This window comes from Proteiniphilum sp. X52, assembly GCF_003712195.1.
GTDB lineage: Bacteria > Bacteroidota > Bacteroidia > Bacteroidales > Dysgonomonadaceae > Proteiniphilum.
Genome location: NZ_RDSD01000033.1, coordinates 1 through 13512 on the forward strand (window position 1 = coordinate 1; position 13512 = coordinate 13512).

The window sequence follows — 13512 nt, forward strand, 5'->3', positions numbered from 1 at the left end:
GAACCATCATGTCGTCATGGTCGAGCAGTGCGACATATTTGCCCCGGGCTATGTCCACTCCCCGGTTGAATGTCCCGGAAAAATCGTGGGGACAACGTTCATACCGGATACGCGGATATTTGTATGTCCTTACAATATCGGCTGTGTCATCACTGGAACCGTCGTCCATCAGCAACAGCTCGAAATCGCTGAAAGTTTGGGCCAACACACTGTCGATGGTTTTCCGGATAAACGCCGCCACATTATAGACAGGAACTAAAATGGAAACCTTTACTTCATTCATTCTTGTTTATAAGATTTGAGATGGACAAAATCAAAATCGGGAAATTCCATCTCTTTCCATGTATACTCAAAGCCGACATCCATAATTTTGGTGGCGGCGGGGCTGATCTCAATCAGTATTTTCCTCAACTTGGCATGTTCCTGCTCATACTCGTGTGTTGCTTCCAAAGAGGACCAGTAGAACTGCCAGAAACGCAACTGATAGCCCTTTCTGTGTTTTGAAAGCCTTATTTCTTATAATAATATCTGGAAACGTCGAATAATATAAGCGCTATTCCTGCTTTACCGTTATACAATCCGGAAGAATTTACGGAGCATGAATTTAGCAAGACTTCATACCTGTTTTTTCTCTATCGCTACGGGTTAGAAATTGTAAAATGTAAAGATAAGATTTTTTCTATCGCGGAATCTGGGTTTAATGCCGAAGCCATTATGAGTTCTGTAATGAGCGTCAATTGGTTGGAGATTTTGTTTTATTTCATGTTGTTTTTTATCGGCGGCTATATCTTTACGCCTCCATTTTTCCCATGTTTGCGTCGGCAGTAGATAGCGAAGAAGATACATCGCAATTTATGATGCCTGTATCCTTGCTTATCATGTTTGCCTTTTTCGCGGGATTTTACAGCGTGAGCAATACCGACGGACCGCTGGCATTCTGGGAGTGGCTTATTCCGTTCACGTCGCCCATTCTGATGATGGTGCGGCTGCCGTTCGGAATCCCACCGTGGGAGAAACTGCTTTCGCTGGTGTTGCTTTACGGGACATTTATCCTTATCTCCCTCTTTGCCGCCAAGATCTACCGGGTGGGATCCTGATGTACGGCAAGAAACCGTCGGTAAAAGAGATGATAAAGTGGGTGCGGTATAAGTAGCGTTTACCGAATCCTATTTTCTTTTCTCAAAAATAGAAAGGATAGGCCTGGCGATCCATACCTGCGGTTGCGGGAAATCGAGCAGGTAGGCAATGGTTCCGGCCGTATCGTAAACCATAACACTCTCGGGAATGACAAACCCCTTTTTGATGTTCTTTCCGTAAAAGACCAAGGGACTTTCCATCTCATGCATGGTTTTTCCTCCATGTCCTTTCTTCAACCCTCCATGGTCGGAAGTGACAATAACGACGGTTTCATCCATCATGCCTGCTTTCTCTATGGTCTCGATGATCGCTCCCACACAGGCATCAATCCCCTGTGCCGCCTGCAGGTATTCGGGAGAACCCCATCCGTGATTGTGCCCTGCGCGATCGGTTTCTCCAAAATAAATCATGCATAAGTTGGGCCTTTTTTCTTCTAAATATTTCAAAACCGTGCGCATAGATTCTTTGGAATGTGTTTTATGGTCGGGTACGCAATAACGAAAATCAATCGCCAACGTATCTACTAAAAAATTCATTCCCTCCCAGTCGAAAATATAGCCGATTTCCGACTTGGGATCTGCTTCCCGGTACAATCCGAAGATGTTGGGAAAACGGTTGTCGTCGTTGACCACCCGTGAAGGTAATTCCGGAACGCGGGAACCCCATTCGGTATATCCGTGTAGTTCCGGAGAGGCTCCCATGAACATGGAGGCCCAGTTGCAGGCACTTACAGAAGGCAATACGCTGCGGCGTTCGAGGGTATAAGAACCTTCACGCATCATTTTTTGCAGAGAAGGCATATCCGCACCTTCTCGGATACAATCGGAACTCAGGCCGTCATAACCAATCAGGATCACATGCTTCGGGAGATTCCTGTTTTTGGAAAAAGCATTTGCCGAAAAAGAAAACAAGGCGAAAAATGCCGTGATAAAAATCAGTGATTGTCGTTTCATACGTTTAATATTTTATTTCTTAAAGTTATAAAAAAGAATTGTTTAATCCCATTTCCAAAAGAAAAGGTGTCCAGAACGGCACCAAAAAAGGGAGTCGGGCACACGGAATTATTCCGGTTAATCCGCATGTGAGCCCCTAAACCCCCATTTTTTGTGAAATTTCTGCGGAACATTTTTTTGTTGTTCTCTGTTGTAGGCTTGAGGAAAACAAGTACGGTTGACGTCACATCAATATTCCTCTTCATCCGTGACTGATAGATCCCTTATTTTTTCTTTTATGACAAGCTCATTGCCGTTTTGATCGGTATATGCATAGTTTAATTCAAAAGATTTATTTGTTTTGTCATAGGAACTTTCCCCAAAATCCCTGATTTGTGCATTTCTCCATGCCGAAATACTCACTTGCGTACTATCGTCGGCGATGGTGAGTACCATGTAATGGGTGTCAAGGAATTCCTTTTCATCGACTAGGTCATGAATGGGCATTCTTACGGAGTTGGATGAAATTGCCTTTAAGACAGGCTGTACCGAGCGTACCGTACCGGGTAATACCGTAGAACTGCCGGAATATTCTCCCGAAAAACCGTTCATCATTTTAATTTCATAAATAATCGTATTGAGTTTGGGATTTATTTCGTATCCCTGATCGTTTGAAATGAGTTTTAATGGAAGGACATAATTGCTGTCAACTTCCAGTCCATTCATCGAGAAAGGGATTTTGAGTGTTCCGTATTGTTCTCCTTTCCGGATTACCGCTTTTTTCTTTGGAAACTGGTAATGTGATTCGGGCAGCAATACTTTTTTCGTGAAATCAGGATTGACTATTTTCCTTATTTCATTAAAGGAATCAAGGGCTTGGGTTGTCAATTCCAACGTAACGGAAACGTCTCTGCCGATCGATTCACTTCCCGAGCAATATACCGATACGGTTATGGAATCCTTTTCGTTATGATAGAAATGTTCGTTTTCATATAACAAATCGTCACTATTTACAATATATAGGATTTTTTTATACTGTTCCCCGAAGTCGGTATATGAACCATTGCAGGAAATCATGTAAAATGCCATCATTGAACAGCATAATTTCAAATATTTTTTTCCTTTCATTTTGAAAATCTTTATGGGTGATTAGTAACCTGGGAACTGATCTAAGTTTGGATTTTTGTCTATTTCATGTTTGGGAATGGGAAAGAATGTTTGTCTGTCGGTAAAAATCTTATAGATCCAATCTTTTTCCCGGACTTTTACAACGGTGTAAAACTTATCGGGTTCCGATTCTTTGGCACTTACATCGCATCCTTTTACCGTTTCATTTTCGTAATAAACAGCCTGCTTTGTACGTCTGAGATCAAAATAGCGACGATTTTCCCATGCCATCTCAATTTGACGCTCGCGTAATATTAATTTTCTCATCCGGGCAACATCCGCCACATCGGCATCGGTAATTCCCGGCAATCCGGCCCTGTAACGAATCAAATTAAAACAGCGTTTCATTTCCTTTACATCTCTCGATACCGTTATATCGTTTATGGTATAGCTCTTGTCCAGTTCATTCATGGCTTCCACATAATTCAGATAGACTTCTGCCATCCGATATACGAGGTTGTATTTTTTCTTGACCCTGCCATCCGGCAACCAGGAATCTTCATAATGAATATATTTTTTACATAAGTATCCGGACATGGGGTACTCTTCTTTATTAACTTTCCAAGTAGCAAAACTTTTACCGCTTTTGGAATCGAAGAAGAATTTGGCAACTTTCCCATCCCGCTGATCTATTTTGTCAGGAGGTGTTGAGATGGAGGGATAATAGGAGTTGTTATAAGCAACGGTTGCATAAAATCTCATTTCGCGGTTTACGTACCATTTACATGTTCCGCTCAATATGGTAAAGCCTTTATCGGTTTTGTTCCCGGAGAAAACGACTTCGGTGTCCGTAAGCCCTGATTCGTACGGATAGGTTTCACTGGCATTATCAATGGTCCTTCCGTCGATCATGTAATAGGCGTCAACAAGATTTTGAGGAATAAAATAAACGCCCCAGCCTCCGATGACCCATGGAGCGGTATATTGAGCATTGGTGTTAACCGAGGAATTTTGGCGGCTAAAAAGTATTTCGCAATTTGAGGAAGCCAATACGCATTCCCCATTGAACATATCAGCGTATGAATGGTAGGGATCGATTCCTCCCACACCCTTGGGGAAATCGGCCTGTTCTTCTTCCGGAACAGGGAGATATGGGGTATTATCCATTTTAGGAACCGTATATAAATCGTTGGGTTTCAGGTTAACCAACCGTTTGGCATTGGCAGCGGCGATAGCCCATTTTTCGTTGTTTTGAACCGGATTGAGGTAGGGAACCCCGGCATTGTTCTTGAAACTATTTTCAAACTCTTTATTTTCTCCGTTAAACAAGGGGCTTGCCGTATAGAGGGATAATCTGGACAAAACGGCCATGGCCGAATATTTCGTCGGTTTACCTACTTCAGAATTGTCAAGAATTTCGCTCGGGAGTAACTTGATGGCTGTTTCTAAAAGAGAAGCGACATAATCGCTACATTCATCCCACGTGTTTCGTTCCACAAACATCTGATCGATGGGCGTATCAAAATCAACAGGCTTGTCAGGCATGATGGGAACCGGTCCCCATGCCAGCATTAACTCAAAATAAAGACAGGCTTTGATAAAGGTAGCCTCCCCGATCCATTCGGAGCGTTTCAACTCTCCCGCTTCCTCACAATCATTTACCCGCATGATAAATGTATTGGCTTTTCGAATTCCTTCATAGAACCGATCCCATTTATCAATGGAATATAGTTTCTCGGGGGTCATCAAATTGTTGCAGAAAGCATTGTAGTTATGGTTGGACTTTGATTGATCGTACCCGGCAACACCCTCATCCGAAATCAAAGAATAGGGCATGGCATCATTACTCCATGCAACATTAATGCCATTATCTATTAGATAACTATACACATTATTAAGATATTTTTGAGTATATTCTTTCTTGATGAAAAGCGTATCAATTGTAAACAGATCGGTGATGTAGGGATCAATATCCAAGAAATTACACGACTGAAAACAGAAAGATAGACCTATAATGAAAGGAATGTATTCTTTGCGTAAAAACTTTTTCATATTTGGAGTGTTTAAATAAATCTACTGTATTGATATACATCTTATTACGTAGTTGAAGGTGTCGGCTACATAGATAATGCCGTCCGGCGTGGAAGCCAAACCATAGGGAGAATTGAAAAGAGCCTCTTTCGGCTTTCCGTCTTTATATCCCTTGCTTCCCGGAACACCGGCTAAAACGGTACAATTGTAATCTTCATCAATCTTCCAGATGATACTATTCGTATAATCGGCTAAGTAAATATTGCCTTCGTGATCGGAAGTAATATCTTCCAACCCTCCAAAGCGGGCATAGATCCCATTTCCCTCTATCGCAGATCCTTTTCCCGAACCGGCAATATGTTCGGTATCCCGAAAGGTGATATGCGGCTTGCTTTTACCCGCAGGAATATGATTGGGATTAAAACGAAAAACTTGTCCGCCGCCCTCAGTGCAAGCATAAATGTATCCGTTTTTCTTATTGTAGGTGATATGCGCCCAATTTCCCAAATTCATGTTTTCACCGATCAGTTCTATCATTCCGGACGATTGTTCGATTCGGAACAGACGCGCACCATCTTGTGTTAATAAATAGACATAATTATTCCCTGAAGTAAGTCCTGAACAGGTTTTATTACCCACAAGAAAATTGTTTAGTTCATCTTTTTGATCGTAGAATATTTTGGGATCCAGCCAATTGGTTGTTTTGTAAAAACCATAGAACAGAAGGGGGCGTATGGATGTATTCCTTTCCAACACAAAAAAGGATGAATAATCATGATTGAAGATACAACTCCAGGGCTGGTTTAAGCCACTCAATAAGGAGGTTACTTTATTGTCCTTTATAGAGATAAATCGGATTTTTTTACCAAAATCATCCGATACCATTATTGTATTTCCGATGTTATCTACCGCTACCTTTGCCGGCCTGGTAAAGGTCCCCTCCAATGCTGTGCCGTCTTGCGATGTATTCACTCCTGCAATACCAGCAACGGTTGTTACACTTGCTTTGAGATGGTATTTAAATTGTATGTTTTCCAATACGGCTTCAATTCCCTGAAAGGGATTTTCAGGTTCTTTCTTTTCGGAGATGACAACTTTGATGGTGGATAGTTCTCCGGGTTGTTTGGGCACCATGGCATAAATGGCATTGTCCTGGATTTTAAGGATAAATGCCTCCTTTTTATTGAAGAAGAGTTTTACTTTTTCCTTATTGTTCCCGAAGTTCGATCCGGATACCACCACCCGGGTGCCAAGTCCCCCTTCTTTGGGTGAAATATCTTGCACAACCATCGGTTTCCCGATGGTATGGGGAATATCATAAGGGTTCTTTTCGTCGTTATTCCTTTCATTGCAAGCCAGAAAGAAAACGATAAACAACAGGGCACTAAAAAATTGTACGTATCTTTTCATTTTATTTTTCATTTTTTTAAAAAGAGATTTGCAATACCATAGAGAAGGTGCGGGGAAGGGGATAGACCGCTCCATTGGAGCTGGCCTGCTCCGGATCCCACAGTTTCACTTTGTCCCATACATGGAGATTATCGCCAATAAAAGAGACGCGGCAGTTTTTCATGGACAGCCGTTCAATGATTTTTTTAGGCAACGTATAGCCGATCTCCAGCGTTTTTAACCGTAAAAAACTGGCATCGGAGAGCCAAAAGGTGGAGTTGCGGTTGTTGTTTTCATTGTGTCCGTATGTCAGACGGGGGAACCGGGCATTGGGATTCTCGGTGGTGGGGTCGCCAGAATAAGAGGCGGGTGTCCACCTGTTTTTTTGCTCATTTACAATGGAGAGGACGTTGCCCGTTATTCCTCCCGAAAAAGGATAATATCCTGCTCCTCCCATAAAATAGTCCACCTGGGAAGAACCCCTGAAAAAAATATTGAAGTCGAGGTTCTTCCAGTTGCAACTGGTTGCAAATCCATATTGTATCTTTGGAATATTGGAATTACCAATGGGAACATAATCATCACTGTTGATAATTCCATCACCATTGATATCCTTGTACTTTATATCACCCGGTAAAACCTTACCGAACTGTTTCGGACTGTTTTTCACATCTTCTTCGTCTTTAAACAACCCCAAAGCAATCAGTCCCCGGGTGATATTATTGCTGCTTCCTTTTTTCGCCAGGTAGGGATACCGGACATCCACTTCATCGTAATCGATGATCTTGTCGCGCGTCAAGGTGAAATTCCCTCTTATTTCCATATACAGGTCTCCCCAACGTTTGGTATATGACGCGGTTCCGTCTGCCCCCCAACTCTTCATCTTTCCCACATTGCCCCATGGTTTAACACTAACGCCAATTGTTCCGGGCAGGGTTACGCGTTGCATAAAAATATTGTTGCGGTAATCCATGAATCCGTCCACGGTCAAGTTGAAAGCATCCCATAGCTGCAGGTCAATCCCCAAGTTTTGTTTGATCGCTTTCTCCCAGACCAATCCGGTCGATCCCAACTGGGATTCCGTTACTCCTCCAACACCGGAAGGAATATCTCCAAAGGCGTAGCCCGAAGCATTCATATCAATATAGGTCAGATAGGGAAATCGGACATCATTGCTGATTTTATCATTTCCAACCAACCCGTGAGAATAACGAAATTTTAGTGTATTGATGAATGCGGCTTTTTCCTTAATGAAGGAATAGTTCGAAACAACATAGCCCAATGCGATGGATGGAAAAAAACCAAACCGTTGTCCTTTGGGAAAATTTTCGGATCCATTATAGCCAAAGTTCCCTTCAATGAAATAAATGTCGTTATAGGAGTAGGTTAAACGTCCGGCAATACCCTGATTTCTATAGGGAATAGATGCGATCTCCCCGGATACATCGGTTCTTGTATAGTCTTTTTGATTGTATAAGAACATAGTGCCGACTCGATGTCTTTCAGCAATAACCTGATTATAATCAAGTTTTGATTCGATATAAATTGTTCGTATTCCATAAGACGAACTACCAAAGGTCATAGGGGTGGCCACAACGGTTTTGATTGTCATCAATTCTCCTGTATTCCAGTTCCGATCAGTTGCATAATACAAATCGGGCATTTTTGTCCGGCTGGTATAATGGTTGTTGAAATTGTCGAACGAGACTGAACCGGTAGCGTTCAACCCCTTGACAAGAAAATCCAGGTTTTGGTTGATAACCAGTAGGGATTCGATGGAATTTTCCCGCTCGGTCACAAAACCGGTATGGTTTAACAATACCGAAGGAGAAACGAGAGAATGGTTGTTTCCGTATGCGGGCAATTGCCCGTTGGAGTATCGTAACGGCACGGTCAGGGGGGTCAGGTTTGCCTGTGCGCTCCATATGGCTCCGGTCGTTCCGATACCGGGGCGATTCATATCAATCAGTTTTGCCGAGAGCAATAAACTCACTCGGGTGGTCGGCGTAGCATTGACATCGATATTGCTGCGAAAAGAGTACTGGTTGCGGCGTACATTGGTATTGTATTTTTCCAGTCCCGTCTGTTTGTAAATACCCTCATTGGTACGGTAAAAGCCGCTCATATAATAGCGTGCCGATTTCCCTCCTCCCGAGATATTGATATTGGCCTGCGTACCCCAAGTGTTTTTTTTCAGAATTTCTTTCTGCCAGTTTACATCCGGATATAAGTCCGGATCCATATTGTATTTTATGATATCATAGATTTCCGGGGAATAAATAAATTGTCCTCCTCGGACAATTTGTGCCTCATTGGCCAATTTTGCATAATCGTAGGCTCCCAGATATTGGGGTAATCGGGGTAATGTTTCCAATGTTGTTTTTACATTGGCGTTAATGGAAATTTTTCCTTCTGTCCCTCGCTTCGTATTAATCAATACCACACCATTGGCTCCCCTTGCACCGTATACCGCCGTGGCCGTGGCATCTTTCAGGATGGAGAAGCTCTCTATATCTTCCGGTGCCAGTTCGTTCAAACTGCTCGAACCGCGGTCCATTCCATCGATCAAGATCAAGGCGCCGCTGTTGGCGCCGAAAGTGCTGATGCCCCTGATCCAGAATTCCGATACGTCCTGCCCCGGTTCCCCGCTCCGTTGTATGCCGACCAGCCCGGCAATGCGCCCGGCAAGCGCGTTGGATACGGATGTAACGCCTCCCACATTCAACTCCCTGGTACTGACGTTTGAGATGGAACCGATGACGCTTACTTTCCGCTGTGTGCCATAACCGACTACGGTTACTTCTTCCAAAGTCTTCGTGTCTTCAAACAGTGTAATGTTCAATATTGTCTTCCCTTTCGTGTTGATTTCTTGTGTTGTATATCCTATGAAAGACACCTCGATGATGGCATCCTGGGCAACTTTTAAAACGTACTTCCCGTCCGTGTCGGTCACGGTACCGTTGGAACGGAGCCCTTTTTCCACGATATTGGCGCCGATGATGGATTCTCCCGTATTGGCATCGGTGACGGTTCCGGTAATGGTTTTGACTTTACCGTCACGATTGTTATTGCTATTCTCCGGATACTGTGTCGCATTTCCATTACGGATGGTAATATTCCTATTTTTAACGGTATAGGTAATTTCCTTCCCCTTAAAAGCTTCGTCTAAGATTTCCGTGACGGTAGCGTTTCGTTTGTTTACCGAAACCCTGATTTTTCCGACGTTTTCATCAATTATGAAGAATGAATACTTAAAATCGACGGATAATTTATCGACCAACTCCCTAATCGTTACATCCGTCAGTTTTACCGTTTTTTTCACCGGTGCCGAAACGGTTTGAGCCTCCGCGGCAATGAAACATCGCGAAAAAAGGAGCAGTATCACGGTTAGACGGAGCAGCTTTTCCTGATATTTTTTTTGCATATAAATGAATTGTGTTATCTTTGTGTATTCTTGATAAAATGAGGGCAGTTTCCATTTTATATAATGGATCCGACAAACTGATTTTTATTAGATTGAATAGAAAGGACTCATTGTTTATCCCCATAGACGAGTCCTTTTTTTCTGTGTATTCCGGTCCTGTTTTATGGCATAGGCTTTCTGTTATTGGTTATCGATTGTTATTCGGGTGGAATCGGCGTTGAAAGAGAGAGAAAACCCGAGTTCGTCTTTCAATGCGTCAAGAATATCTCCTGCCGTTTCTTCCGTCAGGAAAGAGACAGACAGGGTGTGTCCGGCTATCTTTTTAGCGTTTATTTCTATTTTGACACGATAAATCTGTTCTAACTTTTCGGCCAGCTCTTCAAAAGTAATATTGTCGTAGTTCAGTCGTCCCAAGATCCATGCGGTTCTCAATTGCGGATCAATTCGCGATATTTTGTAGCTTTTCGACCGGGTGTGATATATTACTTCTTCCCCGGGAGAAAGCAGCGTGTTGCAGTTTTGGGAATAAAAACGTACCGAGCCTTCGACTAAACTGGTGATGATACGGTTGTTTTGCTCTTTCACATTGAAACGGGTGCCCAACACTTCGGTCTTTGTCCCCGCAATCTCAACCGAAAAAGGACGGGTAGCGTCTTTGGTTACGTCAAAAAAGCCTTCCCCCGACAGGCGGACATCGCGCCGTCTTTTGCCGAAATTCGATTGATACGTCAATGTGCTGTTTTTATTGAGCGTAACGGCACTTCCGTCAGGCAACAAATATTCTGCCGGTTCATTTTGTGCGGCAAACGTGTAGGTGTGACCGGAATTTATTTGATGAAGATAAAAAAAAGATACGGCAACCATACAAAGCAAAATAGCGGCAACACCGGCGATTTTACGATACAATTTTCGCATACCGGACTGTTTTTCCGATTTTTTCACCAAGTTGAGTTGCCGGAAAAGTTCCGTTTCAAATACCTCCCTGTCGCTTATCAGGGAAGTGTTAACCTCGGCATCCCAATATTCCTTGATTCTACTGTACATCAAAGAGTACTCGTCACTTTCAAGCAGCAACTGCTTTAAAGCGCGTTTCTCTTCGTCACTCGCCTCTCCGGCAAGGATTTTGGATGCCAAGGTGGAAAAGGGGGCGTCCATTGTCTGAAAACTCTTTCTGACTATAAAGACACGTTCCATGAAAAAGTCCCCCATCCGGAATGAACCTTTTTTTAAAATTTAGCGGAATTTTTCTATATGTTCTTTCAATTTGGAAACGGCAAAGGCTATTTGCTTTTCAATGGTTTTGACGGATACGCCCAGTACTTCCGCTGCTTCCTTGTACTTCATCCTGTTTTCACGTACCAGGTGGAAGGCCAATTTGGTTTTGGCCGGAAGCGTTTCGATGGCGGCATCGAGTATTTCTGCCATTTCGTTGGTGATAAAGATGGATTCGGGGGAGGTTTTCGTATGATAAAACGAATCTATTTCCAGGGTGTTACAATCGACTGATTTTATAGCCTTCTCTTTTCGTAAATGGTTCAAAGCCCTATTCTTGGCGATGATAAAGAGATAACTGTCGGGATTCTCAATTTGATCCCATGTCTCCCTGTTTTTCCAAAGGGTGATAAACACGTCGGAAGATAGCTCCTCGCATTCCTGTTCGTTGTGCACGAAAAGGGAAATAAACCGCGCAATCTTGTCGCGGTATGCTGCCACGATCAGTCTGAAAGCAAACTCCGGATCATTTCCGGAAAAGAGTTTTTTTATTTCAATATTTCGATGCACGTATTCTGTTAATTTGTAAAAGGGTTTACCTGATTGATTCACTGTAACGCTACAGGTCATCCGCCTTTCGAGTCCGCTCTTGCATAGATGTCATCTGTATTGAAACATGCCCGAGACCTGCCTGTAAAAGATGCATGGCTTTGCTGTGACGTATACTGTGACAACTTATGTTTTCGGGAAATGAGTTCCGGCGATTCTTTCTGTGCCATACCGACATAGGTCTTTAATATGTAAGATAGACGAACGCTGCTACCACTTCCTTCCGCATCCAAAAACGAAAGAGCACTACGTATCTTTTCTCGTTACTGATGACGCACATTGCCGTTGAAATGGCAAGTGGTTGCAAACTCTTCAGATGGAGAATAATACTTGATGCCCTTATCGGACATAAAACGGATGATGCCGGTTCGCCATAAATAACTTTTGCCAAACACCCAATTTCGTTATGATAATGCCGACAATCATTTCCCACGGTTAGAGTAAATTATCACCCTTTAACTCGTATTCATTATAAAAACAGCTAAAAATACAATAAAAAACGATATTTCCTTTCTTCTTTTAGTTAAATATAGTTGTTGATAATATTTATTCTTGCGGAAAAGAGAGAGCATCTCCCGGTTTGATTGACAATCGTTTCTTTCAGTAGGTCCCAACTCTGCCAGTTTCAAACATAATACTCGTTTATTTTTAACGGATAAATTTCACGTCTGAAAACGAAAAAGCTGACTTTTCATCATCACGGATTTTGTTCAGATAAGGGCTGTAAAGTTTTGCCGAGATGGTTCCTTTTTCGGTATCGATATCCAGTAACCTGAGATAACCTTCTTCTTTACATTGAAAATTTTGGAGTATCTGGTAGATGTCATTTCCTTTGGTTCCCCGGTCGACCCTCCATGCACTACCGCAAACGTGTCCGCTCAATACCATCAACACGTTCTTGTTCGGCTTGATGTATCTCTCAAAGATGTCAATGACTTTCATATCGCCGTAACCGGCATTATTATCGCAAATTTCTCCCTTTGAGGTAAGATGGTAGTGGGTCAGAATGATAGCGTTACGGTCCGGATGTTCTTTCAGTACTTTGTCCATCCATTGCGCGGCTTCTTCCCTGGCGCAGAATTCAAGTGTCACCACCATCCATTTCACATTTCCGGTCTCGAAAGTGTAGTAAGAGTTGTCGCTTTTGTCTTTTTCAAACCTTCCTCTTTGCAGGGGGAACCTGGTCACAGGAAAGAAATAATTGAATTTTTGTGTATTCCTTAGATTGACATTTACATTTCCCGGGGCGGCACTGCCGCTGTGCATCCCTACAGCGCCGGTATCGTGATTTCCCAAAGAGATGGCATAGGGGATATTCGCCCTGTCCAGGACGCGCATTCCCACAGACCCCAGCTCCCAGTGGTCGAAATTATCAAAGTTGACCAAGTCGCCGACATGAAGTACCATGGGAGTTTTCAACGAATCGGCCTTGGCTGTGATCCATTCTATCTGGGAAAAGAATACACCTCTTTGCCGCGTTAATGATTCCTGGGTATCGGGAAGGACGGGAATCGTAAATTTTTGGGCCGAAGCCGTATTGCCGGCAAGAATCAATAATGCGCCCAGGAATGCAATATTCCAATTTAAGTTTGTTTTCATTGTTTTTATTTTTTTAAGTGAATTGAAAGCTAATTTCTGTGTTTCCTTGTACAAATAATCTTCATGTTGTCT

At 42.8% G+C, this 13512-nt stretch carries 12 protein-coding genes; 1 reads left to right on the forward strand and 11 read right to left on the reverse strand.

Annotated elements, in window-relative coordinates; all coding sequences use genetic code 11:
• Nucleotides 1–283 (reverse strand): glycosyltransferase family 2 protein (locus tag D7D25_RS16695; protein ID WP_148038969.1); only part of this gene is annotated, 283 nt, incomplete at its 3' end.
• A complete protein-coding gene (locus D7D25_RS16700) occupies nt 280–480 on the reverse strand; it encodes a hypothetical protein (protein WP_122970066.1) in 201 nt (66 codons plus the stop codon). The genes D7D25_RS16695 and D7D25_RS16700, both read right to left, overlap by 4 nt.
• Nucleotides 481–809: 329 nt before the next feature.
• Between D7D25_RS16700 and D7D25_RS18615 the strand changes: the two genes are divergently transcribed.
• Complete coding sequence (locus tag D7D25_RS18615) at nt 810–1097, forward strand: ABC transporter permease (protein ID WP_255417364.1); 288 nt, start codon at nt 810–812, stop codon at nt 1095–1097.
• 69 nt (nt 1098–1166) lie between these two features.
• On the opposite strand, the gene D7D25_RS16710 is transcribed toward D7D25_RS18615, so the two are convergent.
• The 9 genes from D7D25_RS16710 to D7D25_RS16755 form a co-directional block, all read right to left on the reverse strand.
• Nucleotides 1167–2090: an alkaline phosphatase gene (locus D7D25_RS16710; RefSeq protein ID WP_122970067.1), complete on the reverse strand. Its 924-nt coding sequence runs from the start codon at nt 2088–2090 to the stop codon at nt 1167–1169.
• Nucleotides 2091–2318: 228 nt separating this feature from the next.
• Complete coding sequence (locus D7D25_RS16720) at nt 2319–3161, reverse strand: BT_3987 domain-containing protein (RefSeq protein ID WP_158602657.1); 843 nt, start codon at nt 3159–3161, stop codon at nt 2319–2321.
• A 57-nt stretch (nt 3162–3218) separates the two neighbouring features.
• Complete coding sequence (locus D7D25_RS16725) at nt 3219–5228, reverse strand: RagB/SusD family nutrient uptake outer membrane protein (protein WP_122970070.1); 2010 nt, start codon at nt 5226–5228, stop codon at nt 3219–3221.
• A 21-nt stretch (nt 5229–5249) separates the two neighbouring features.
• Complete coding sequence (locus tag D7D25_RS16730; protein WP_255417362.1) at nt 5250–6617, reverse strand: IPT/TIG domain-containing protein; 1368 nt, start codon at nt 6615–6617, stop codon at nt 5250–5252.
• 16 nt (nt 6618–6633) lie between these two features.
• Complete coding sequence (locus tag D7D25_RS16735) at nt 6634–10020, reverse strand: SusC/RagA family TonB-linked outer membrane protein (protein WP_122970072.1); 3387 nt, start codon at nt 10018–10020, stop codon at nt 6634–6636.
• A gap of 180 nt (nt 10021–10200) precedes the next feature.
• Entirely contained in the window at nt 10201–11175 is a 975-nt protein-coding gene (locus D7D25_RS16740; RefSeq protein WP_158602658.1) for a FecR family protein, read from the reverse strand.
• 78 nt (nt 11176–11253) lie between these two features.
• Nucleotides 11254–11802, reverse strand: a complete 549-nt coding sequence (locus D7D25_RS16745) for an RNA polymerase sigma-70 factor (protein WP_158602659.1) — start codon at nt 11800–11802, stop codon at nt 11254–11256.
• Between the two features lie 223 nt (nt 11803–12025).
• The gene (locus tag D7D25_RS18095) at nt 12026–12232 is read right to left on the reverse strand and encodes a hypothetical protein (protein ID WP_158602660.1); all 207 of its coding nucleotides are present in this window, start codon (nt 12230–12232) and stop codon (nt 12026–12028) included.
• A 257-nt stretch (nt 12233–12489) separates the two neighbouring features.
• Entirely contained in the window at nt 12490–13440 is a 951-nt protein-coding gene (locus D7D25_RS16755) for a metallophosphoesterase (protein WP_122970085.1), read from the reverse strand.
• Between the last annotated feature and the right edge of the window lie 72 nt (nt 13441–13512).